Origin of the sequence: Nitrosococcus wardiae, from assembly GCF_004421105.1 — a bacterium.
GTDB lineage: Bacteria > Pseudomonadota > Gammaproteobacteria > Nitrosococcales > Nitrosococcaceae > Nitrosococcus > Nitrosococcus wardiae.
Genome location: NZ_CP038033.1, coordinates 2,962,040 through 2,986,195 on the forward strand (window position 1 = coordinate 2,962,040; position 24,156 = coordinate 2,986,195).

19 protein-coding genes are annotated in these 24,156 nt (G+C 49.7%); 11 read left to right on the top strand and 8 right to left on the bottom strand.

Annotation, left to right across the window (positions count from 1 at the left end):
- The first annotated feature begins 95 nt into the window (after window positions 1-95).
- On the top strand, window positions 96-1,121 hold the full coding sequence (locus tag E3U44_RS14055) for a GlxA family transcriptional regulator (protein WP_134358764.1): 1,026 nt from the start codon (window positions 96-98) through the stop codon (window positions 1,119-1,121).
- A gap of 93 nt (window positions 1,122-1,214) precedes the next feature.
- Here the strand turns inward: E3U44_RS14055 and E3U44_RS14060 are convergent, their stop codons facing one another.
- Complete coding sequence (locus E3U44_RS14060; protein ID WP_134358765.1) at window positions 1,215-1,778, bottom strand: hypothetical protein; 564 nt, start codon at window positions 1,776-1,778, stop codon at window positions 1,215-1,217.
- Between the two features lie 373 nt (window positions 1,779-2,151).
- On the opposite strand from E3U44_RS14060, the gene E3U44_RS14065 reads away from it, so the two are divergent.
- The 3 genes from E3U44_RS14065 (at window position 2,152) to E3U44_RS14075 (ending at window position 6,733) form a co-directional block, all read left to right on the top strand.
- Window positions 2,152-4,998: a bifunctional diguanylate cyclase/phosphodiesterase gene (locus E3U44_RS14065; RefSeq protein ID WP_134358766.1), complete on the top strand. Its 2,847-nt coding sequence runs from the start codon at window positions 2,152-2,154 to the stop codon at window positions 4,996-4,998.
- Window positions 4,979-6,337, top strand: coding sequence for a glutathione-disulfide reductase (gene gor / locus E3U44_RS14070; protein ID WP_134358767.1), 1,359 nt, complete (start codon window positions 4,979-4,981; stop codon window positions 6,335-6,337). The genes E3U44_RS14065 and gor overlap by 20 nt, the downstream gene beginning before the upstream one ends.
- A 75-nt stretch (window positions 6,338-6,412) precedes the next feature.
- On the top strand, window positions 6,413-6,733 hold the full coding sequence (locus E3U44_RS14075) for a hypothetical protein (protein WP_134358768.1): 321 nt from the start codon (window positions 6,413-6,415) through the stop codon (window positions 6,731-6,733).
- Window positions 6,734-6,792: 59 nt separating this feature from the next.
- Here the strand turns inward: E3U44_RS14075 and E3U44_RS14080 are convergent, their stop codons facing one another.
- Window positions 6,793-7,302 (bottom strand): STAS domain-containing protein, encoded by a 510-nt coding sequence (locus E3U44_RS14080; protein WP_134358769.1) that lies wholly within the window; start codon window positions 7,300-7,302, stop codon window positions 6,793-6,795.
- Between the two features lie 182 nt (window positions 7,303-7,484).
- Here E3U44_RS14080 and gshA point away from each other — a divergent pair, with 182 nt between their 5' ends.
- Window positions 7,485-9,053, top strand: a complete 1,569-nt coding sequence (gene gshA / locus E3U44_RS14085; RefSeq protein ID WP_134358770.1) for a glutamate--cysteine ligase — start codon at window positions 7,485-7,487, stop codon at window positions 9,051-9,053.
- Between the two features lie 41 nt (window positions 9,054-9,094).
- Here the strand turns inward: gshA and E3U44_RS14090 are convergent, their stop codons facing one another.
- Both E3U44_RS14090 and E3U44_RS14095 read right to left on the bottom strand, forming a co-directional pair.
- The gene (locus E3U44_RS14090; RefSeq protein ID WP_134358771.1) at window positions 9,095-10,012 is read right to left on the bottom strand and encodes an ADP-ribosylglycohydrolase family protein; all 918 of its coding nucleotides are present in this window, start codon (window positions 10,010-10,012) and stop codon (window positions 9,095-9,097) included.
- 41 nt (window positions 10,013-10,053) lie between these two features.
- Entirely contained in the window at window positions 10,054-10,530 is a 477-nt protein-coding gene (locus E3U44_RS14095) for a YbhB/YbcL family Raf kinase inhibitor-like protein (protein WP_134358772.1), read from the bottom strand.
- A 533-nt stretch (window positions 10,531-11,063) separates the two neighbouring features.
- Between E3U44_RS14095 and gltB the strand changes: the two genes are divergently transcribed.
- From gltB to E3U44_RS14110, 3 genes are all read left to right on the top strand, one after another.
- On the top strand, window positions 11,064-15,704 hold the full coding sequence (gltB, locus tag E3U44_RS14100; protein ID WP_134358773.1) for a glutamate synthase large subunit: 4,641 nt from the start codon (window positions 11,064-11,066) through the stop codon (window positions 15,702-15,704).
- Window positions 15,704-17,146, top strand: coding sequence for a glutamate synthase subunit beta (locus E3U44_RS14105; protein ID WP_134358774.1), 1,443 nt, complete (start codon window positions 15,704-15,706; stop codon window positions 17,144-17,146). The genes gltB and E3U44_RS14105 overlap by 1 nt, the downstream gene beginning before the upstream one ends.
- A gap of 296 nt (window positions 17,147-17,442) precedes the next feature.
- Complete coding sequence (locus tag E3U44_RS14110) at window positions 17,443-18,246, top strand: aldo/keto reductase (protein WP_134358775.1); 804 nt, start codon at window positions 17,443-17,445, stop codon at window positions 18,244-18,246.
- Window positions 18,247-18,369: 123 nt separating this feature from the next.
- Here E3U44_RS14110 and E3U44_RS20705 read toward each other — a convergent pair whose 3' ends face one another.
- Window positions 18,370-18,534 (bottom strand): Rho termination factor N-terminal domain-containing protein, encoded by a 165-nt coding sequence (locus tag E3U44_RS20705; RefSeq protein ID WP_134358776.1) that lies wholly within the window; start codon window positions 18,532-18,534, stop codon window positions 18,370-18,372.
- 174 nt (window positions 18,535-18,708) lie between these two features.
- Entirely contained in the window at window positions 18,709-19,506 is a 798-nt protein-coding gene (locus E3U44_RS14120; RefSeq protein ID WP_134358777.1) for a CAP domain-containing protein, read from the bottom strand.
- A 373-nt stretch (window positions 19,507-19,879) separates the two neighbouring features.
- Between E3U44_RS14120 and E3U44_RS14125 the strand changes: the two genes are divergently transcribed.
- Window positions 19,880-20,245, top strand: a complete 366-nt coding sequence (locus E3U44_RS14125; RefSeq protein WP_134358778.1) for an encapsulin-associated ferritin-like protein — start codon at window positions 19,880-19,882, stop codon at window positions 20,243-20,245.
- Window positions 20,232-21,068 carry a family 1 encapsulin nanocompartment shell protein gene (locus E3U44_RS14130; protein WP_240761514.1) on the top strand — a complete coding sequence of 279 codons (837 nt, stop codon included), beginning with the start codon at window positions 20,232-20,234 and terminating at the stop codon, window positions 21,066-21,068. The genes E3U44_RS14125 and E3U44_RS14130 overlap by 14 nt, the downstream gene beginning before the upstream one ends.
- A gap of 94 nt (window positions 21,069-21,162) precedes the next feature.
- Here the strand turns inward: E3U44_RS14130 and E3U44_RS14135 are convergent, their stop codons facing one another.
- Complete coding sequence (locus E3U44_RS14135; protein WP_134358779.1) at window positions 21,163-21,711, bottom strand: DsrE family protein; 549 nt, start codon at window positions 21,709-21,711, stop codon at window positions 21,163-21,165.
- Complete coding sequence (locus E3U44_RS14140) at window positions 21,708-23,336, bottom strand: bifunctional metallophosphatase/5'-nucleotidase (protein WP_166805090.1); 1,629 nt, start codon at window positions 23,334-23,336, stop codon at window positions 21,708-21,710. Before E3U44_RS14140 ends, E3U44_RS14135 begins: the two co-directional genes overlap by 4 nt.
- 149 nt (window positions 23,337-23,485) lie before the next feature.
- Between E3U44_RS14140 and msrA the strand changes: the two genes are divergently transcribed.
- Window positions 23,486-24,127 (top strand): peptide-methionine (S)-S-oxide reductase MsrA, encoded by a 642-nt coding sequence (msrA, locus tag E3U44_RS14145; protein WP_134358781.1) that lies wholly within the window; start codon window positions 23,486-23,488, stop codon window positions 24,125-24,127.
- Window positions 24,128-24,156: the final 29 nt, after the last annotated feature.

The window sequence follows — 24,156 nt, forward strand, 5'->3', positions numbered from 1 at the left end:
CTCAGCTACAATCATTTAAAATGACGTACAAAAAGTTACTCCCAGTCTGCTCTCTTCACTAAAGCCGTTTGTGCAAAAAACCGGACAGATCGGCCATGTCTACGGCGCCCGTCAACATCGCAATCCTGGTATTCCCCGAGACTACTGGCTCGGTGGTTTACGGCATGTACGACTTGTTCCTATCGGCTGGGCGGGATTGGAGTATCGTCACGGAGGGCCGCCCTAGCCCAGAACTAATTCGACCGCTACTGGTTGCCAAGCAACAGGAACCCTTCGCTGCGGGCAATGGGGTGCATATGGCGCCCCATACCACAATGGCCCAGTGCCCGGAGAATGCGCTCATCTGCGTGCCGGAAGTCAACCTACCACCAGGCGCCTCCCTTGCCAGCCGTTATCATGAGGAGATCAGCTGGCTCAAACAGCGTTACGCGGAAGGTGCCGTACTCGCCTCGGCCTGCTCAGGGGCGATGCTGTTTGCCGAGGCAGGACTGTTGGATGGCTGCGAAGCCACCACCCATTGGGCCTGGTGCGACGTGATGCGCCATCGTTTCCCGAAAACCAAGGTGCATCCCCAACGCGCCCTCGTGGTCTCCGGTGAAGGCCAGCGCTTGGTTATGGCGGGGGGCGGCACCTCCTGGCTAGATCTAGCGCTCTATCTCATCGCCCGCACCGTGGGTCTAGAGCCCGCCATGCAGGTCGCCCGTGTGAACCTTATTGACTGGCATAACATCGGCCAGCAGCCCTTTGCCCGCCTTGCCCGTACGCGACAAGTGGAGGACGCGGTCATCGCCCATTGTCAGATCTGGATCGCTGAACACTACCAGGAGCACAATCCCGTCAACGCGATGGTGCGACTGTCCGGCCTTGCCGAACGCACCTTCAAACGCCGCTTTCAACAGGCAACCGGTATGTCGCCGCTCGAATATGTGCACGCGCTGAGACTTGAAGAAGCTAAGCAGATGCTCGAAGCGAGCGATCTGCCCATCGAAAACATTGCTAACGAGGTAGGTTATGAAGACGCAGCCTTTTTCAGTCGGCTGTTTCGGCGCAAAGTGAACCTCACTCCAGCCCAGTACCGCAAACGTTTTGGCGCACTACGTAAATCTCTCTCGTCCACCTAAAGAATATCATCGCCTCTGGATCTGTTCGGGACTAACAAGGAACCTCACTGTCCCCTTGCACTCGGTGCTGATCCCTATTTTTTGAAGGTAAAGTCAATGAGGGCTAGAGGTTCGTTTTGAGATGTATTTTTCAAGTTTACTGGAAGCTTCTGCATAGTTGGCGGCAGTCTCAGCGTCTAAGGCATATTCCGGAAGAAATTTAACTTTATCCTTTACCTCTTTAAGATCCGTAAAGAGCTTGAGCTGCTCTTCATCAATCACTCCAGCATCCTTCAAAGCGATACCAATATCAAGATCTGGTCCCTTACCTCCGGTAGCCGCTGATGCTGATGTCTTTAAACTTTCCCAAGAATCGATCAATGCAGTCTTGGGCCTTGTTCGTGCCTTCCGCAGCAGGCTACTCACCGCTTCCTCGACTTCCTCTTTTGAAAGTGTTGGCAGACTTTGGGCCTTTTTTCTAGCATCTATCGCTTTTTCCCTCACTTCTACTGCATCAAAGTCCAGTTGCTTATCTCCCCACTTTGCGTGCAGTGCTCGCCTTACCAGCGAGGCTATTAATTCGGAGAGTTCCAGCTTAAAGAGAATTACAAACACAATGAAGGCGAGCGGCCATGCAATTGTCTTTACAATCTCCGCAACAAATTCTAACCAACCCATAAAGATATCTCGTTAAAGCGAGTTTGAAGATTCATCCAAAATGGCATCTAAAACAAGAATTCTTTGACCAGCCTTTAATCTATGATTAAATTCCTACTATTTCTATAATGTATGTTGATACAGGCAGAAAATAGCTCAGGGGCCAGGTCAACCCCATATGCGCAAGTACTTGTTTTGCTATAAATTAATATTAAAATCATAACATTATGACTATACGACAGTTTAGATACAAGGTTTTCACGTTGCTTGCTCTATTATTAACCAAGCATTTGAATAATCTTGAAAATACTGTGGCTAGAAAAGATTCTTCGCCCTTTTAGCCCTCTCCCCTATTCCCATCCCCGAAAATCAGCTTAAAATAATTAAAACCCCAATGATAAATAAAAAAGTGGAGGTTTCGCATCGCTATGATGTGCTCCTAGAGATGATGGCGCATGCCGCCGAGCAACTTTTATATTCTCCCCATTGGGAAAAAAACATTCACAATGTTCTAGAGCGACTAGGTAAAACCGTAGGAGCCTGCCGAACCTTTGTTTTCGAAAACCACCGCGACAAAGAGGGTCAACTCTTAACTAGTCAACGTTATGAATGGGCAGCCCCCGGAGTCCAACCCCAAATCAATAACCCCGAGCTGCAAAATTTCTCCTATGAGGCAGGCGGATTCCAGCGTTGGATAACATTACTTAGCAAAGACCACGTGATCCATGGTCGAAGTCGTGATTTTCCTTCTCCTGAAAGCGCAATTCTACTGCGCCATGGCATCCAATCAACTGCTGTAGTCCCCATTTTCGTACGGGACGGCTGGTGGGGTTTTATTGGCTTTGATAATACCCGTCATGAGCGGCTATTTTCCCTAGCAGAGGAAAATGCTCTTAAAACTTTAGCAAGTATCTTTGGTGCCGCCATTAGTTGGGAGAGTATCACCCGAGATCAGGAAAAAAATCGACACCAACTAGAACGTCTCCTCTCCAAGGAACGCTCCCACCATCAACTTTTTGATGCGATTGGTCGGATTCAATCGCTTTTTATCCAGGATGCAAACCCTTCCGTGCTATTTGGCAATGTCCTGCAAGAGGCGCTTGCGCTTTCAGAAAGCCAGCTCGGCTTTCTCAGCGAAGTTCGTTATAAAAAAACCGGTACCTCCTACCTTAGAACCCTGGCTATCGGCAACACCACTTGCGATAATGGCCAATGTTATCTCCAGGCGACGTGTTCACTAAGCGGTGCAGAACTTGCCAAGCTAAAGACACTTTTTTGTGATGCCATTACCAATGGTAAAGCTGTCATTGCTAATAATGTCCCTAACGATCCTCAAATAAGTGGAGTACTGAGTAGTGATTCTCAAATAAAACGCTTTCTGGGTCTTCCCTTTTATCATCATGGCTCTCTGCTTGGCATCGTCGGGGTCGCTAATCGTCATAAACCCTATGATAAGCGATTAATTGAATATCTCGATCCTCTGCTTTCCACCTGTGGAAGTATTCTTGATGCTTACCATAACGACCAGCGCCGAAGAGATGCAGAAAGCCGTCTCCGGCTTACCGCTAAGGTGTTTGAAAGCACTATTGAAGGAGTCATTATTACCGACGCCAGAGCCTACATTCTAGATGTCAATAAAGCCTTTACTCACATCACTGGTGTTGTAAGGCGGGAAATCATTGGCCAACACCTCAGTGTCCTCCGTACCAAACAAGAAGAGCCGATCTCTTTTCAAAAAATATGGCGTTCCATTAAAAGCACTGGTCAATGGCAAGGCGAGCTATGGAGTCAACGTCAAAATGGAGAGACTTTCCCTGCTTGGATGACAGTCAGTGCGGTCAGAAATTCAAAGGAAGAAATTACCCATTATGTTGCCGTTTTTTCCGATATCACAATACGCAAACAGACCGAACAACGACTCTATTATCTAGCTCATCATGATACTTTAACAGGATTACCTAACCGCACCTTATTTCTCGATCGTCTTAAGCATGCCATTAGTCAGGCCCATCGTCGTAACCATCGGGTTGCCGTTTTATTTATCGATCTTGATCGTTTTAAATTTATTAACGACACCCTGGGTCATCGCATTGGTGATATTTTGTTAAAACAAGTCGCCAAACGCATGCAGGCGAATATTCGTACTGAAGATACCATTGCCAGATTAGGAGGCGATGAATTTACGGTGATTATCGAAAGCTTTACTGATACTTCGGTAATCCCTCTGATTGCTCGAAAAATTATTAATGCATGCGAGAAACCGTTCAACATCAATGGTAAGGAGTTGTTTGTCTCTGCCAGTATTGGGATTAGCCTTTATCCAGAGGATGGTTATGATGCGGGTATGCTCCTACAGCATGCCGATGCGGCCATGTATCGTGCCAAAGAAAAAGGTAAAAATAGCTATCAATTTTTTACTCCTGAAATCAATGCTGCTGCCGCGGAGCATCTTGCCCTTGAGAACCGTCTCCGAAAGGCAATTGCCCAAGAGGAATTTCAGCTGTATTATCAACCCATTATGGATATGGAAAGTGGCGCTATTGTCTCAGTGGAAGCCTTAATCCGATGGATTAATCCTGAATTAGGATTAATCCATCCCGATAAATTCATTCCTTTAGCGGAGGAAACTGGACTGATTATCCCTATCGGAGAATGGGTATTACAAACAGCCTGCGCCCAAGCTAAAATATGGAATCAAGAAAATACATATCCTTTACGGATAGCCATTAATCTATCCGCTCGCCAATTCCAACAAATTGACTTTTTAGAAAGAATGCTTGATATCCTTAAAAAAACGGAGCTTCTCCCCAATCGCCTGGAACTAGAGCTGACGGAAAGCATGATTATGGACAATATGGATGCTAGCCTGGAAACCCTCAATGCATTAAAAAAAATGGGCTGCCAAATATCATTGGATGATTTTGGAACAGGGTATTCTTCCCTGGCCTATCTGAAACGCTTTCCCATAGACACTGTTAAAATTGATCATTCCTTTGTTCGGGATATTAGCATTGATCCAGATGATGCGGCCATCACCACAGCAGTGACCACTATGGCGCACAGTTTGAGGCGTAAGGTAGTGGCAGAAGGTGTAGAAACACAGGAGCAGTTAGAGTTTTTGGATAATATCGGCGTTAATGGGGTACAAGGTTATTTTATCAGTTACCCAGCCCCTGCTGAGAACCTTACCCAGCTGTTACAGGAAAAACACTATATCAATCATGACCTCCTACGACTTTGATCTATTTGTGATTGGTGCTGGCTCCGGGGGGGTGCGGGCCGCCCGCATGTCGGCAAGTTTTGGCGCCCGGGTTGCTATCGCCGAGGAACGGCACCTAGGTGGCACCTGTGTCAATGTGGGCTGCGTCCCTAAAAAATTGCTCCTTTACGGAGCTCATTTTTCCGAAGATTTTGAGGACGCAGCAGGTTTTGGCTGGACGGTGGGACAACACCAGTTCGATTGGTCCACACTGATTCAAAACAAGAATGCAGAAATTCAACGTCTCAACCAAATTTATGAAAATTTATTAAGAAAAGCAGGGGTCACTCTCATCAATGGCCGCGCCTGCCTGGAAACACCCCATACCGTTCTTGTCAAAGGTCAACGTTATACGGCAGAACGCATTTTGATTGCTACCGGCAGTTGGCCCGCTATTCCTGAGTTTCCCGGGCGGGAGCATGTCATTACCTCGAATGAGGCGTTCTTCCTTGATAACTTTCCAGGGCAGGTTGCCATTGTTGGCGGGGGCTATATCGCTGTAGAATTTGCCAGTATCTTTAATGGACTAGGCAGCAATACCACCTTACTCTATCGTGGTCCTCTCTTCCTTCGTGGTTTTGATGAAGACCTACGAGAGGGTTTAGCCCAGGAAATGACTAAACGAAATATTAAACTTCGTTTCAATACTGAAGTGGAAGCTGTAGAGAAGGAGCAACAGGGGTTTGTCATTAAACTTCATCATGGAGAAGCACTCAAAGTGGATACTGTCATGTATGCCACTGGTCGCACCCCAAATACTGCGGGGCTAGGGCTAGAAGAGTTGGGTGTAGAACTTAGTTGGAACGGGGCCATCGTCGTCAATGGGGATTACCAAAGCGCTATTCCTTCTATCTATGGGATCGGAGATGTCACTCACCGGATTAATCTCACCCCGGTAGCCCTAGCGGAAGCAATGGTTTTAGCCCGCAACCTCTACGGAGGCCAATATTCCCAACTCGATTATGGCAATATCCCGGCCTGTGTTTTTAGCCAGCCGAATGTGGCCACGGTCGGGCTCACCGAAGAACAGGCCCGGGAGCACTGTGGTGAGATTAACGTTTATCGCTCTGCCTTTCGCCCCTTAAAACACACCCTAAGCGGCAGAGATGAGCGCATGATGGTAAAACTTATCGTGGAAAAAGCCACTGATCGGGTGGTAGGGGCGCACATGTTAGGGCCCGATGCAGGTGAAATTATCCAAGGCATTGCTATTGCTATCAAGGCAGGGGCAACAAAAACAGTATTCGACAACACCCTAGGAATTCATCCTACTGCCGCCGAGGAGTTTGTGACCTTGCGTCAACCTGTCCAAGAATTATAGTATTCCCTCTTAAAAGGGATATTATCAAAGCAGCTTTCCGAAACACATCTACATCTTAGCGATAAAGAACAGGTCATGAAGTTCATTAAATATGTTGGGCCAATGCGCATTGCGCTGGCGTTATTTACTTTTATTCTCATTGGAATGGCTCCCTTTGCCAGCGAGGCTAGCTTCTCTGGCTGGGGCGCGATAGTAGGGACTGTCGCCCCGTCGCTGACGGTCATTATGCTATTTGTCCTCCCCCTTGATATGATGATGAGCCGTATCTTTATGACCGATACCGAAGGCGCCCAACGTCTCCGCTACCGGCGTATCCTCTGGTTAGAATTCTTTTTGTTCTTCGCCTTGTTACTGGCTTGGGGACCTTTTATCGCTAATCTACTGCGGCAGCTTTAAGCAAGATCTCACCGGAATTTTCCATTATCTACTGTGTATCCTTTCTATTCTTACCCTCATCACTGGGAAGCAGAGGATTTATCTGCCTGCTCTTGCTCCAGTATCGCAACCACATCGCGGAACTGCTCCTTGTTCTGCTCATTGAGACTCATCAGTGTCCGATGAGCTTTCAAAAGCGTGTCCGACATAGCAGCGCTGTCGACTTCTTCTACAGCTAATGCTTCCCCTTCAGGAGGTTCGATATCGCCATGCTCAACAATATTAAAGACCTTATCAAAGCCCAGGCAAGTCAGCACTTCATTAATTTCCTTCCGGTTGGAGATAATTGTGACCCTAGGCCTACCAAATCGCTGCATGAACTTGGCAATACGGACTAATAGCCCTAAGTTGGTGCTATCAATGCTTCGGGTTTCCGTTAAGTCAATCACAAAGCCCTGGGGCGTCACTTCGGCAAATAGATTTTGCAAAAAATGATCCAATGATGGACTTAAGGGATAACGCACATCACCCAAAAAGCGCAACACATGGACCCCATCATAAGTGGCATGCAAAATTTTACCTTCAGCCATGGTTGCGTCAGACCAGTATCAATATGCTGTTGCTTTCAGAAAGTGGATAACACATATCCACACCAAGCTCCGCCGTTAAATCAATAATAGATTCAAATTGTAGTCGTTAGCGGCTAGCCTTACTACCGCTTCAAGCATTTTGTTAATCTCAACTAGCAGTCAACCAAAAGGAAAATCAAGCCTTGGATAAGCTCTTGCAATACCGCCTGCAGCGGCTCATTAGCACTTCCCCAGGAGGATTACTTAAAGGGGGCAAAAAAGGCATAGAAAAAGAAAGTCTACGGATTAATCTTGAGGGGAAATTAGCCCAAACTGCCCATCCAAGCAAACTAGGGTCTGCGCTCACCCATCCCTATATCACTACCGATTATTCCGAGGCCTTATTGGAGTTTATCACACCTCCCTATTCAGAGGTACAAGAAACCTTAGCGTTTTTATCCCTTATCCATCAATTTGTCTACCATCACCTGGATCAGGAAATTCTCTGGGCGACAAGTATGCCCTGCGCTGTGAGAGATGACCACAGTGTTCCTATTGCCCGCTATGGTCGCTCTAACGTGGGGAAGATGAAGCATATTTACCGACAAGGACTAGGTCACCGCTATGGACGAATCATGCAAACTATCGCCGGAGTCCATTTTAACTATTCCTTGCCTGAAACCTTCTGGCCGGTATTCCAAGAGCTAGAAAATGATACTCGGCCTTTACGTGAATTCATTGATGATCGCTACTTTTGTCTGATTCGTAATTTCCAGCGTCTCGGTTGGTTAATTCCGTATCTGTTTGGCGCTTCTCCAGCAGTTTGCAAATCTTTTCTAAAAGAAAGACCAGCGGGGTTTGCAAAGTTCGACCGGGGAACCTATTTTTTGCCTTATGCGACTTCGTTGCGCATGAGCGACATCGGCTATAAAAATAAAAATCAGGCCAACCTGGGTATTTCCTATAATAGCCTTTCGGAATATATTGACGGCCTTACGCAAGCCATTGAAACGCCCTATCCCCCCTATGAAAAAATTGGCGTGGTAGTCAACGGTAAATATCGTCAACTTAATACCAATATCCTCCAAATTGAAAACGAATATTACAGTTTCATACGTCCTAAGCAGATCACCCAATCGGGAGAAAAACCCACCCTCGCCCTGCAACGCCGAGGAGTACAATACGTAGAAGTTAGAGCCTTGGACGTTAGCGCTTACGATCCTTTAGGAGTCAATGAACCCCAACTGCGTTTCCTGGAAGCCTTACTTATTCTGTGCTTGCTTAAAGAAAGTCCCCCTATGGATACCGATCAACAGCAAGCCGCTGACCATAATCAGCAGCTTGCTGCATGCTGCGGACGGGACCCCCATCTTAAGCTGAAACAAAATGGACGAACTCGGCTCCTCCTGCATTGGGCCCACGAAATCTGCGATGAAATGGCAGGGATATGTGAATTATTAGATCAAGGAGAAGCACACCGACCTTACACCAAAGCCCTTGAACAACAAATGGAAGTTCTTCCCCATGGAGAGAGGACTCCTTCTGCCCGGATACTAGCGGAGATGGCCCACAGGCAAGAACCTTTTAATGATTTTGCAACGCGCTTGTCCACAATTCATGCTGAATATTTCAAAAAATTGCCCTTAAAGGAAGACCAATATCAGTATCTTACTGAATTAGCCCAGGAATCTTGGCAACAACAACACGCTATTGAGGCAGCCGACAATATGTCCTTCCAAGAATATCTTGCACGCTACTTCGCCCAGCACTAAGGGAGTCATTCAGCCCCTGGTAACAGAAAAAAGCCACTCCATCAGCCACTACATCGCGCCAACAAATCTAGCGCCAGGTTTTCCAGGAGGGCTCTATTTTCCAACTTGCCCCGCCAATAGGCCGGGATAGCCTCCACCCCAAGGAAGGCGCCACACACTGCCCCTGCCATCGTTCCTAAAGTATCCCGGTCGCCGCCATTTAGAATCGCACACCATAAACAATCTTCAAAATGGCAGGGATAGCGCAAAAAAGCATAGAGAGCAAAAGGCAAGGATTCGTCAACCCGGACGCTACGCCCAAGGATGCGGGCTGCTTCCTGAGCAGATACTTTCCGGGCCAGCAAAGCTTCCACCATCTTTAATTTTTCTCTTAATTCTGGAACCAGCCCAGGGAACATTATCTGCTGTAAAAAAATCGGAAAATCAGGGGCTTGCCCAGGAGCTAGAGACAAGGCTCGCGCTATGGCTAACGTCTGGATAGCCGCACCATCCATGCCTATTGGATGGACATGGGTGACAGTGGCACTCAAACGGGCTTTCTCCACCAAATCAGCGCTGCGGTAAAAGAAAAGCCCTAGCGGCGCGATTCGCATAGCCGCGCCATTGCCTAAGGAACCATTACCATATAAATAGTGAGCTGCCTCCCGGTAGGAAAACCCTTCCTGCTCTACCGCGGCAAAGATGGTAGGCGGCCCTGGTCCATAACCACGCCAAGGCTCCTGCCGGTAATGACGACGAAAAGTTTCTCCCAAATGCTGCTCATCCACATCACCAACCATAAGCAGGGATTCTCCCAAGGCCAAAGCCATTGCTGTATCATCGGTATAGGACAACTCAGGGGCATCGCCGAGGGCACTTAGCAAAGCTTCTCGTTCAGGAAAGGAGAAAGCCATTTCTCCAATGGCATCTCCAATGGCACTGCCTACTAGACATCCAATAAAGCGCGACTCCAAACTCATGAAGAGTATCCCTCCTAGAAGCTATTTTAAAAAGCAACCGCTTACTTTGTTCGTTGATAGATACCTATAAGCTCTGCCTCCGCGAGTATGTGGCCAACCATCGCTTCCTCTAGGGCCTCTTTAGTCGGCCTTTTCAGATCCGGTAACGCCACATCTAACGCATAAAGTTTATGGAAATAACGGTGTCGACCTATGGGAGGGCAAGGTCCACCATAGCCGGTGCGGTTCCAGTCATTCAGACCTTCCTGTGTTCCAGCGGGCAGCTCTGTTGAGGCCACTCCCCGGGGAAGACCTGTCGCCGATGGGGGGATGTTATAAAGCACCCAATGGACCCATGTCATTTTTGGTGCCGCAGGATCAGGCGCATCTGGATCATCGATGATTAAAGCCAAACTCTGGGTTCCCTCAGGGATGTTTGACCAGGACAACTCAGGGGAAATATCTTGATCATCACAAGTATATTCAGGGGGAATTTCTCCCTGATGATTGAAAGCTGGAGAGGTAAGCGTAAGGTTCATCAAAGTATCTCCTCTGGCAACAGTGAGGGTACTCGCGACTAGGGACATCAGCAGAATACCCAAAAAGTCTTTATATAAAATGTCCATTACCGTAAAATTAGGAAAGTTGATTGGAGCAGAACAACTTTAAGCTGAGCATTTATACTTTAGGAGAGAGCACACTATTTCTATCTGTACTGCCCATTACGGGCCTCCTGCAGAGTTCTAAACACAGCGATTGGAAGCAAAAATAGATAATTTAAACACCCCCTGCATCTTAATCAAAAATCCCCTGCCACACCGCAGGATCAGTACTGACACTGATAAAGCCTAGCCAGGAAATAGACAAAGTTCAGCTTAGAAGTGATAAAGTTGTATAATTTAGTCCTTTTGTTGGTTATTACTGGGGTAAACTTACTTAGCAAGACAGGAAAGAATGACGGAGCTGGGTCCTGGAGCACTATAACCTCCTGAGACGAGCTTCGATGCCCCATTCAAATCTCCTGTTGTCCTACCCCACCGGTTGGGATCCAAGAAATTGAAAGAGGTTGGATATGCGTGACGAGGCCCTACCACTTAAGCAGGGTCTATACGACCCTCAGAATGAACACGACTCTTGTGGTGTTGGTTTTGTCGCCAATGTCAAAGGTCACAAGAGCCATGACCTTATCCGACAGGGTCTGCGGATTCTGGAAAACCTAACTCATCGCGGTGCTGTGGGCGCAGATCCGCTGGCCGGAGATGGCGCGGGAATCCTGATTCAGATGCCTGACCGGTTCCTCCGTGAGGAATGCGCAACCCAAGGAATAAAGCTGCCGCCCGTGGGCGAGTATGGCGTCGGCATGCTTTTTCTCCCCCAAGGGACTGATAGCCGGGTTGCCTGTGAGGAACAGATTAACCATTACATCAAAGCCGAAGGTCAGACCCTGCTTGGTTGGCGAGATGTACCCACCGATAACACCAAGCTAGGGGAAAGTGTTAAGGCGGTAGAACCGGTAGTCCGGCAAGTCTTTATTGGCCGTGGCGAAAATAGCCCTTCAGGTGATTCCTTTGAGCGCAAGCTGTTTGTAATCCGTAAACAGATAGAAAACGCCGTACATAACTTAGATGCGGCCTTTAGCATTCCCTCCATGTCCTCTCGGATCTTGGTGTACAAAGGCATGCTCCTGGCCAATCAAGTGGCTTCCTTTTTTCTGGATCTGAAAGACGAGCGCATGACTACCGCTCTGTCCCTGGTCCATCAACGCTTTTCTACCAATACTTTCCCCTCTTGGGATCTAGCCCAGCCCTTTCGGATGATCGCCCACAATGGGGAAATAAATACCTTGCGGGGGAATATCAACTGGATGGCTGCGCGACGCCATTCTATGACTTCCGAACTACTAGGCGATGATCTTAAAAAACTTTGGCCTCTGATTGCGGAAGGACAATCCGACTCCGCCTGCTTTGACAATGCCCTCGAGCTCCTAGTCACTGGCGGCTATCCTCTTGCCCACGCAATGATGCTGCTCATCCCCGAAGCCTGGGCCGGCAATCCCCTAATGGATGAGAAGCAGCGTGCCTTCTATGAATATCATGCGGCCCTGATGGAACCCTGGGATGGTCCAGCGGCAATGGCCTTTACCGATGGGCGCATGATTGGGGCCACCCTGGACCGTAATGGCTTGCGCCCTGCCCGTTACCTGGTGACCAAGGATGATCTCGTGGTCATGGCATCAGAAATGGGGGTTCTGGATATCCCCGAGGAGCGGATTGTCAAAAAATGGCGACTACAACCTGGCAAGATGCTGCTCATCGACCTGGAAGAGGGGCGCATCATCGATGATGACGAGCTGAAAAGAAAGCTGGCGGATGCCGAACCCTATCAAGAATGGCTGGATCGGACTCAAATCCAGATTGAACAGCTACCTGCCGAGACGGGACCCATGCCCCCTGCTCCAGAGACTCTCTTGGACCGCCAACAGGCCTTTGGCTATACTCAAGAAGACCTTAAGTTTCTCATGACTCCCATGGCTGTTACGGGCCAGGAAGCGGTTGGTTCCATGGGCGCTGATGAACCCCTGGCGGTGCTTTCCAACCGGGCCATCCCCTTATCCAATTATTTCAAGCAGCGCTTTGCCCAGGTGACCAATCCACCGATTGATCCCATCCGGGAAGAATTGGTGATGTCCTTGGTCTCCCTGATTGGGCCACGGCCTAATCTGTTGGGACACGCCCAAGCTGGAACCCATAAGCGGCTGGAAGTAAGCCAACCCGTCCTCACCAATACCGACCTAGAGCGGATACGGCGTATTGAAGACCATACAGGCGGGGCCTTTCGTACCCATACCTTGAATATTTGTTACCCGGTAACAGAAGGTGCTGGCGGCATGAAAGCGGCTCTACAAAACCTCTGCCAAAAGGCCGAGCAAGCTGTCCATAAAGGGTTCAATATTCTGATCCTTTCAGATCGCAGCATAGACATTGACCATATCGCCATTCCAGCACTACTCGCCACCTCGGCCGTGCACCATCACCTGGTGCAGACAGGGTTGCGGACCGAGACGGGCTTAGTGGTAGAAACAGGGGCTGCCCGCGAAGTGCATCATTTTGCCGTATTAGCAGGCTATGGGGCTGAGGCCATTAACCCTTACCTGGCTTTTGAAACCCTCTCAGCCCTACGCACCAAGTTCCCTGAGGTGGTCAGCGAAGAAGAAGTCCAAAAGCGCTACATTAAAGCAGTGGGTAAAGGCTTATTGAAAATCATGTCTAAGATGGGCATTTCCACCTATCAGTCCTATTGCGGCGCTCAGATCTTCGACGCAGTGGGGCTCTCCAGTGATTTTATAGAAAAGTACTTTACCGGTACGGCTTCTACTATCGAAGGTGCAGGGCTTAACGAAATTGCTGAAGAAGCATTTCGCTGGCACCGGGACGCCTATAGCAATGCGCCCATCTACCGCCATGAATTGGATGTGGGGGGTTACTACGCCTACCGCCTGCGCGGCGAAGACCATATGTGGACCTTTGAAACCATCTCCAAACTCCAGCATGCCACCCGCGCCAATGAAGCCAAGACTTATCAAGAGTATGCCCAGTTGGTGAACGAGCAAAATAAACGGTTGCTCACCTTGCGGGGCTTATTCGAGTTCCGTTTTGCCGAGAAATCCATCCCGTTGGAGGAAGTGGAGCCGGCCAGCGAGATTGTCAAGCGCTTTGCCACGGGAGCCATGTCCTTTGGGGCTATTTCCCATGAGGCCCACACCACGCTTGCCATCGCCATGAACCGCATTGGCGGCAAATCCAATACGGGTGAAGGGGGTGAAGAACCCGAGCGCTTTAAGCCCCTACCCAATGGGGACTCCATGCGTTCAGCAATCAAGCAAGTGGCCTCCGGTCGCTTTGGTGTCACGACTGAGTATCTGGTCAATGCGGATGACATCCAGATTAAAATGGCTCAAGGGGCTAAACCTGGCGAAGGGGGGCAACTTCCAGGACATAAGGTAGATGCCGTTATTGCTCAGGTGCGTCACTCGACCCCTGGCGTGGGACTCATTTCTCCCCCACCCCATCACGACATCTACTCCATTGAAGATCTGGCACAACTCATCTTTGATCTTAAGAATGTTAATCCCCGGGCAAGAATCAGCGTCAAATTGGTCTCCGAGGTTGGGGTGGGCACAGTAGCTGCTGGTGTATCCAAAGCCCACGCGGACCATGTCACCATTGCCGGACATGATGGCGGGACAGGCGCCAGCCCCCTGACCTCTATCAAGCATGCCGGCTTACCTTGGGAAATTGGCCTTGCTGAGACCCAACAAACTTTGGTACTGAATCAGCTTCGTGGTCGCATCTCCGTCCAAGTGGACGGGGGCCTGCGTACCGGGCGCGATGTCGTCATCGGGGCCCTTCTTGGAGCGGATGAATTTGGCTTCTCTACCGCGCCACTCATTGTGGAAGGTTGTATCATGATGCGCAAATGCCATTTAAATACCTGCCCGGTAGGAGTAGCCACCCAAGATCCAGAATTGCGCAAACGTTTTGTCGGCAAACCTGACTACGTGGTCAATTACTTCTTCTTCGTTGCCGAAGAGGTCAGGCAGTTGATGGCCAAGTTAGGTTTTCGTCGCTTTGATGAAATGATCGGACGCTTAGATGTCCTGGATACGCGGCGGGCCATCGAGCATTGGAAAGCCAAGGGATTAGATTTCTCCCGAATCCTTTACCAGCCCGCCGTAAACCCGAAGGTGGCTATCTATAATAGAGAAACTCAGGATCATGGGTTGGATAAGATCGTGGATCGACAGCTCATTATCCAAGCCCAAGCGGCCCTAGAGCGCCAGGAGCCGGTGCAAATTGAGATTCCGGTGCGCAATACCCACCGGACAGTCGGCGCCATGCTTTCCGGGGAAGTCGCCCAACGTTATGGCCATAAAGGCCTCCCAGAGAATACCATCCAGATCAGGGCTCGAGGGACGGCCGGACAGAGCTTTGGCGCTTTCCTCGCCCATGGCATTTCCATGGAACTTATCGGTGAAGCGAATGACTATGTAGGAAAAGGACTCTCTGGCGGCCGTTTGATAATCAGCCCCCCTCCTGAATGTCCCATTGTACCGGAGGAGAATATTATCATTGGCAACACGGTACTCTATGGCGCCATCAGCGGCGAGTGTTACTTCCGCGGAGTAGCTGGTGAACGTTTCGCCGTGCGGAACTCGGGGGTCACTGCCGTGGTGGAAGGCGTGGGGGACCATGGCTGTGAATATATGACAGGCGGTATAGTGGCGGTGCTAGGTAAAACTGGACGCAATTTTGCTGCTGGCATGAGTGGCGGCATTGCTTACGTATTGGATGAGAGCGGAGATTTTGAGCAGCGTTGTAATCTAGCTATGGTGGAATTGGAACCCATTGCCGAAGAGGATGAGGCTTTAGAGCACCTAGAGCACCAAGGCGGTGATCTAGAAACCCATGGTCGAGTGGATATCAGCCACCATATTAGCCGCTTCGATGCTCAACGCCTCAGAGGTCTTATTGAGAAGCATCAGCAGTACACCAGCAGCAAGCGGGCCCGCCAAATCCTAGAAAACTGGAGCGATTATTTGCCCAAATTTGTAAAAGTCATGCCAGTGGATTACCGGCGCGCCTTGCAGGAAATGGAACGGGCACAAGCTGCCCGAAAAACCGTCCATGCCATGAAAAAGGAGGCTCTAGGTTAATGGGTAAACCTACTGGATTTATGGAGATTCCGCGCCGGGACCGGACCGATGCTCCGGTGGCAGACCGGACTCAGCATTTTCGGGAGTTTGTCATTCCCTTAAGCGAGGGCGAACTCAGAGAGCAAGGGGCACGTTGCATGGATTGCGGTATTCCCTTTTGCCATCCCGCTTGCCCCGTCAATAACATCATCCCCGACTGGAACGATTTGGTGTACCGGGATGACTGGCGTCAAGCCCTAGAGGTCCTCCACTCTACCAACAATTTCCCGGAATTCACCGGACGTATCTGTCCCGCTCCTTGCGAAGCCTCATGCACCCTGAATCTGACCGATGAACCGGTCACCATTAAAACTATCGAATGTGCTATCGTCGATAAAGGCTGGGAAGAAGGCTGGATTACACCAGACGTACCTGCCCACAAGACAGGAAAGCGGGTGGCCATCGTGGGTTCAGGTCCAGCGGGATTAGCGTGTGCCCAACAACTGGCTAGGGCGGGACATCAGGTCGAGGTATTTGAAAAAAACAATCGGATTGGTGGTCTGCTTCGCTATGGGATTCCGGACTTCAAGATGAGTAAATCCCTCATCGACCAGCGTATGGCCCAGATGCAAGCAGAGGGCGTGCAATTCCACCCAGATACGCACATTGGGAGAGACATTCCTGCACGCCAACTGGTTGAGACATACGATGCAGTGGTCCTCACTGGAGGTGCGGAACATCCCCGGGACCTTCCCATCCCCGGGCGGGAGTTCATGGGAATTCATTTTGCAATGGATTTTCTAATCCAGCAAAACCGCCGAGTGGCCGGAGATACCCTTCCCGAACAAGAGAGCATCTGCGCCAAGGATAAACATGTGGTTGTCATTGGCGGCGGTGATACAGGCTCAGACTGTATTGGGACTTCTTTCCGCCAGGGTGCCCTCTCTGTCACCCAATTGGAAATTATGCCTCAACCCCCGGAAAAAGAGGATAAGCTTCTCAGCTGGCCTAACTGGCCTTATAAACTCCGCACTTCCAGTTCCCAAGCAGAAGGCGCCTCACGGGATTGGGCAGTAGCGACCAAGACCTTTCTAGGCGAAAACGGCCAGGTCACGGCCCTCCAGGTGGTGCACCTTGAATGGCGTCAGAACCAAGAAGGACATTGGAAAATGCAGGAGATCCCCAATACCGAATTTGAGCTTCCTGCCGATTTAGTCTTACTGGCGATGGGTTTTATTCATCCCGTGCACGAAGGCGTGCTGCAGGAGCTTGGCACTGCCCTAGATGGACGCGGCAACGTGCAAGCAGATACTGAAAGCTACCAAACTTCAATCCCGAAGATCTTTGCTGCTGGCGATATGCGCCGCGGTCAATCCCTCGTGGTTTGGGCCATTCGTGAAGGTCGCCAGGCCGCCCGAGCCGTGGATGAATTTCTCATGGGCCACTCGAGCTTGCCTCGCTAACGACCTCTCACCTGCTAAACACTCCGGCTAACTGTGGGGATATGCCCCAGTGGGCTGCAGTGCAGCGCTGGGAGATTAGGGAAAAACCCTTGGCTAGGGTTTAAAGGGTTAAGTACCTATGAATAAAATATGAGGTGTTTTAGGAGCGAGCTGGTGGTGTTCCGCAAACCCGTTTTTCCTCCCTGAAAAAAGGGTTTGCGGGGACTTCCCTGTCCCCTGGCTCCACACCACCGGCTCGCCCCAGGAATACTTCAAAACTTTTACTAAGATACTTAAGTTGTCTTGGAGAGGATTCCATGAACGCACAATCAACTGTCCAGCTTCACAGTGGAAATGCCATGCCGATTCTTGGTTTGGGTACTTGGCAATTAACAATTGATACTGCAGACACCGTCGCCTACGCCTTAGAGCTCGGATACCGGATGATTGACACCTCCAGCGATTACGGTACGCAGCCAGGCATTGGTGAAGCAATAAAAAGAAGCCACATCAGCCGCGATAGCCTCTATATCGTAACGAAAGTAGAGGAAACCGACGATGCTTACCAAGCCACCAAAGAATATTTGAATGAAATGGATTTGGAATATGCCGATCTGATGCTTATTCATCGTCCACCCGCCAGAGGCGCTGGTGAGGAGCTATGGGACGGTTTAATTCGCGCTAAAAAAGAGGGCCTTACAAAGGATATTGGGGTAAGCAACTACTCGGCTGAACTCAGTCAGAAACTGATCGATGCCAGTAACGAAGTCCCTACTGTGAACCAAATTGAATGGAGTCCGTTCGGCCATAGTAGAGATTTCAAGAATTTTTGCATTAGGAATAACATCATTATTCAAGCATACAGCCCCCTGACCCGTGGTAACAGGCTTGATAATAAGACGCTTAATCAAATAGCCAGCAAGTACCATAAAACACCCGCGCAAATGATGCTTCGCTGGAATATCCAGCTCGGTACAGTTCCTTTACCGAAAGCTAATCAGAAAAGACATTTAGAAGAAAATCTTGGCTTTTTTGATTTCGAAATAAGCACTCAAGACATGGAAATTCTCAGCAATCTGAACGAAGAATATTCATCACTAGGATCTTTGCCTTATATCTAATGGCAACATTCCAGCTTTGCCAACTATTTTCCCAGACTGTTTCAGAAAAATGCCAGCAAGCAAAGATAATTTCGATAGGTTGCGGCAATATATAATAGGCTAAGTAATTAAATAATAAAGATCCTATTCTTGCTTTCGTCGAGACATTAATTCCATTAAGGCGTCGATTAGATCTGCTCTGTTCATCTTCTCATGATTAGGAATACTGAGGCTTTGTGCAAGAGCATGCAATTCCTCCTCTGTCCACCGCTCATACTCCGGCAAATCATATCCTCTTCCACCCGGCATTTGCTGTGAGGGCTATTCTCGATTCTTTTCCTGCTCACTGCTTAGTTTTACATACTCTTCATGCTTTTTGAGCAGCGGATCAGGCATTTTAGGGGTCTTAGCCATAGAATAATCTCCTGAATAACTCAAAGAGGTAAGTACAGAAATAGAGTCAGCAACTTTCCGAAGTAATTTTTAATAGCCACCTGTCCTAATCCGAAACTTTTCATCCTCCTGCCAGATCGTATAATGATCCCCCTTATTCGGTTGCACAGTAGTACTTTCTTGCTTGTCCGGCCAATGAAAAACCAATTCTTCCGACCGGCACAGCTGATGGCTTCGTGTGTACCGTGGGGGAAGCGGGAACGTTCGGTTGCCGAATTCATACTGAATGGTAGTAACTGAGTTATTTGTGACTTGAAACTCAATGCTCAGGGACTTTGGTCGGCCGAACATCTGCACGGCGTAGTAATAGCCACTCTGTTCACTTTTCGCTACTGCTACTCCAATCTCCGTAATACCGGGATCGAGTATGTTCTTGCGGTGGCCTGGTGAGGACTTCCAACCTTGGAAGAAACCTTGGACCAATTCCTCGGTGATAAAGCCTGCCGTGTTAAACCGAGAGGCGATATTCTCAGAGACAATGCAATAGTTATAACCCTGCTCTTTCGCGCGCTCCGCTGGTCGATTACCATCTGCGTAGTGGCCGTATTGGTCAGTACGAGCCATGAATTCTGCGAAATACTGGGCGGTTTCCATGAGCTTGGGGTTCACTTTCAACTTTGGGCGTCCTTTCTCTCGCCGGAAGTGGTTTGTGCGACTGATAATTTCTTTCACCACCTTGGTTAAGGGGGGAGACTTTTCTCCTTGGGTGAGTTTGCCTCCAAAGGTCTCAATGGATTCGAGCTCGTCCTCCTCTATGACTTGACCATAAGTGAACCCAGGAAGAAGACACCAAGCGAAAACAAAAACCAGGAAAATTTGTCGGTACATCCGTTTTTATCTCTCAGCTAACTGGCAGGTGATATGTTTGTCTCGAATAGGCCTAATCCCATAGGCGCTTCCACCGCGCTGGTAGAGCTTGGCCGTCTTGTAAGTTTAGCAAAATCGCCATAAACCCTCGCTCAATGGGGGTGGGGAAATAAGGCGAAAGGCTCGCAGGGCATTCACTATTAGATACGCTTTTAAAATGAAGAGCATGATTGACACCTCACCGGGCCTTTACTACATTTATTTACCAAATAAATCGGAAAAATTATTTATATTTCCATTCCCGCCGACTGCCAGGCCACGATACGCAGGTTGCGCTTGGCCGTAAGCTGTGGCGTGGCATCGGTCTGCTGCAAACCAAAAAGGAGCCCCTAACATGGCCAGTGAGATGTTCCACGAACCGGTGGAGCGCATGAGTGAGGCGACTCTGGACAAGCACCGCGCCATCATTTCGTTGATGGAAGAGATGGAAGCGATCGATTGGTATCAACAGCGGATCGATAGCACTCAGGATTCGGAATTGGCAAATATCCTCCAGCATAATGCCAACGAGGAAAAGGAACACGCAGCGATGGTGCTCGAGTGGTTGCGCCGTTGTGATCCAGTACTTGACGCCAAGCTACGGCAGTATCTGTTTACTACCGAGACAATTTCTGAGCACGAAGAAGAGGAAGGCACCGACGACGAGTCTATGATGAGCGACGGCTCGCTCAATATTGGCAGCCTACATGGAGAAAAATGAAATGGCTGGCGATCTGAATCGCGACTTCGCCCCCATCTCGGAGAAGGCTTGGGAAGAAATTACCGGCGACGCCACTCGCACCCTCAAGGCATCTTTGGCCGCTCGCAAGCTGGTGGATTTCAGCGGTCCGCACGGCTGGACGAAGTCGGCGGTCCCGATGGGCCGCGTTGATTTGTTGCCTGATATTGGTGGCCAGGGCGTGCGTGCACTGATCCGCCAGGTGCAGCCCTTAGTCGAGCTGCGGGCCTCGTTTACACTAAAACGCGATGAGATCGATGCCATCGGCCGCGGCGCGGAGGACGCCAATCTAGAGCCGCTAATTGAGGCAGCACAGCATCTGGCGCATACCGAAGACCGACTAATCTTCTATGGTCACGAGAACGCCGGCATTCGCGGAATTTACACCCACGCGAAGCACAGGCCACTGACACTCACCAATGATTACAATGCTTACCCGGAGGTAGTCGCGCATGCACTGGCAATCCTCACCGAAGCCGCCATCGAGGGCCCCTATGCCATCGCCCTCGGTACGCGCTGCTTTATCGGCCTCAACCGGACTACTGGCGTGGGCGGCTACCCAGTGATTAAACATGTCGAACGGCTACTCGATGGGCCTATTGTGCGCGCTCCGTCAATCAATGGTGCACTCGTGCTCAGCATGCGGGGTAACGACTTCAAGATGGTGGTTGGCCGTGATATTTCAATCGGTTACGCCTCTCACAACGCCACTACCGTCGATCTATATCTAGAGGAGAGCCTCACATTCCGGCTCCTATCACCGGAGGCGGCAGTACCGTTGGTTTATGAGGAAAGCTCCCCCTGATAGTTTAAGCGTTTAGCCCAGAAGGAGTGGTTTGTCCAGAGGCAGTACAGCGGGGTATCCTGAGAAAATGGACACTCCGGACCCAGGAGGTTTCTCACTGAGGGATCAGGGAATATCCTTGTCTTTGATAGGCAGGTAGTACCGTCAACGCGGCCAGAGCCAATGTGATATCGCCATTGATCCAATCAAGCGGGTAGTGATATTGGGCCAGGGCTTGACCACAGACATACAAGGTAACCCCGGCCTCCGCCAATTGAGTAATGAGCTGGGCATTGGGGTTCACGATCCCGAATTGTTTTCGGTAATAGGTCTTATCCAAAACGGCGGGCGTGGCCGAACCGTGTACTACCAATACCACCTTGATTCTATCCTCCGGCACTTTAGCCAGAGCAAATAGGTTGAGCAAGCGCGCTACATGCTCGAACCCCGGATTGATCTGCCCTGGCGCATCTGCTGCTTTGGTAATATCGAAGAGGATTTTGTAGTCTCCGGATGCTTCTGGATAAACAGCAGTATCGGAGTAAGGGCGAACCTTGCCATACCCTGTTATCCGCGGTGTCTGCCATTCCTCGGCGAATACCGAATTCAATGCACCGACAAAGACTAACCCCGTGAGCGCCAGGTACCCCAAGACTTTCATCATTTTGCACTCCCTCTGTCTTTACTGATCAATCGGATCTGTCCCCCAGGAGGGGCCTTAACCTGCCCTTGACGCCCCATCCAAGCCTCCACGATATCCACCACCAGGCGATCATAACGGTGGATTTCTGTACCCTGTCCAATGGCCTCATAGCGATGGAGCCCCTCCAGCATCCCCGTGTGGGTCACCACGCTATAGGAGCGCATGGGTTCCAGAGAGGCCTCCCCTATCCGTACATTTTGAATCCGTTGCCCCCTGGGGCGATCCAAATCCACGGTCCATGACATCCCACTGGTTTGGATAAGACCGCCTACGAGCTCCAGGGGATGTCTAGGATTAAGGTTGATGGCGCTCTGCTCCAGGATGTCTAAAATCTGCCGACCTATCAGTTTCGCCCTGACCATTCTGACCGGATGAGGAAGCAGAGTATAGAGCTGCTCCCGGGTGATAGGCCCTGGGGTCAACGAGACACCATACCCTACGCCAGGCAACAACGCGATCTCGGCCCCGGTCTCTTCCCGCAGAATATCCCCCACCAAAGTATCGAAGGGACTCTGGGACTTATACTGGCGATCAATGCGCTCGATGGCAGTAGCAATGACCGCTTCCAGGTAGGGGCGGTGAAGCTGGCGCCATTTCTTTATTAAATCGACCAATGCCGGGTCTGCTGCGATCTTATCGTTCCAAAGGGGGTAATTGTGGGCTTCTACCTGAGGTTCGTGGCCCTCTTCGCTCTCCAATACCAACTCACCCACTAGGGTGCCATCCGAGAGGGCCTGGACTAGATAGGTCCCCCCGATTTGATGGGGCGGGGCAATCCAATCATGGGAGTGGCCGCCAATGATAACATCGATTCCAGGCACTTGCCGGGCCAGGACTTGGTCCACTGCCATCCCTTGGTGGGAGACTACAATTACTAAATCAGCACGCTGGCGCAACACCTGGACATAGGGACGTGCCGCTTCAATACCGCTGGTAAAAGACAATCCACGAATAAGCTCGCGGCTGGTGGTTAAAGGAGTATTATGATAGCCTAAGGCTAAAAGACCTACCTTCAGGTCAGCGATCTCCATAACTTTAACGGGAGCACCCAACACAGGCTGCCCGGTCGCTTCCACCAAGATGTTGGCGGCACGCATAGGAAAATCCGCTAGGGCTTGTAGCTGCTGGGTCCGTTCTAGGCCGTAGTCAAAGTCGTGGTTACCCAAAGCCATAAAGTCGTAACCCAAGGCGTTCATCAGTTGGATAACCACCTCACCTCGGGTAAGGTTGCCTAGCAGATCATCACTGAAAGTATCGCCTCCATGCACCAACAATAAGGGGCCATGAGCTTGCCGCTCCTGGACCAAGGTGCTCAGGTAGGCAAAACCTCCAATCTTCCCGGTACGGTCGAAACTAATGGCTCTTCCTCCGGGATCGCCGGTCTGGGAGGTGGCGCTGCCAGGAGCTACTTCAATAGGAATATAGCGACCGTGAAAATCATTGGTATAGAGAATCGTCAGTCGCGTTGACAGCGTCTTCGGAGAGAACAGCACCAAGGACATCACCAACACGACACAGCCACCTATAGGAATAGATGCAACTTTAAGTTTCTCTAGAGCCTTGATGCAAATAACGTTCCAAAACATTTTCCCCTTCTTAGACATTCAACATGGGCGGCCTTCAACCTATTTGCTCTTCAGTATCGTGGTTATAGACGACATCTCCTATAACCTCAATACGGACTTGCCGAAACTCTATACTCGAAATACAGTCCTAAAAGACAAGGAGGAAAAGCATGATAAAAAAAAATGTGGTGAAGGGGCTGGGTCCTACAAGTGGTTTGCTTAGTCTGGTTATTAGCTTGCTAGCTATCGCCAATGTTTCTACAGCGTTAGCAACAGATGAAAAAAACTTAGCAAAAGCCACTTTTGCTGGTGGCTGCTTTTGGTGCATGGAACCGCCTTTTGACAAACTAGAGGGTGTTATTTCAACCACTTCTGGTTATATGGGCGGTCAGCTGAAGAATCCAACCTACGAAGAGGTCTCTGCTGGAAAAACCGGTCATGCGGAAGCGGTCCAGATCCTCTATAACCCCAGGAAAGTAAGCTATGCTAAATTACTGGAAGTTTTTTGGCATAACATTGATCCCCTCACTGCGGATCGACAATTTTGTGATCAAGGCAATCAATACCGGTCCGCCATTTTCTACCACGACAAAGCACAGCAGCGCTTGGCCGAAGAATTCAAAGATCAACTCGGGCAATCTAGCCGCTTCAATAAACCTATCGTCACTGAAATCAAACCAGCGACTACATTTTACGCTGCAGAAGATTATCATCAGAATTACTATCAGAAAAACCCAATCCGCTACAAACTATATCGATTTGCTTGTGGTCGGGATCAGCGGCTCCAGGAACTTTGGGGGGAATCCAATTAAGGGAGACAAAATAAATATGGGTAAAGTTA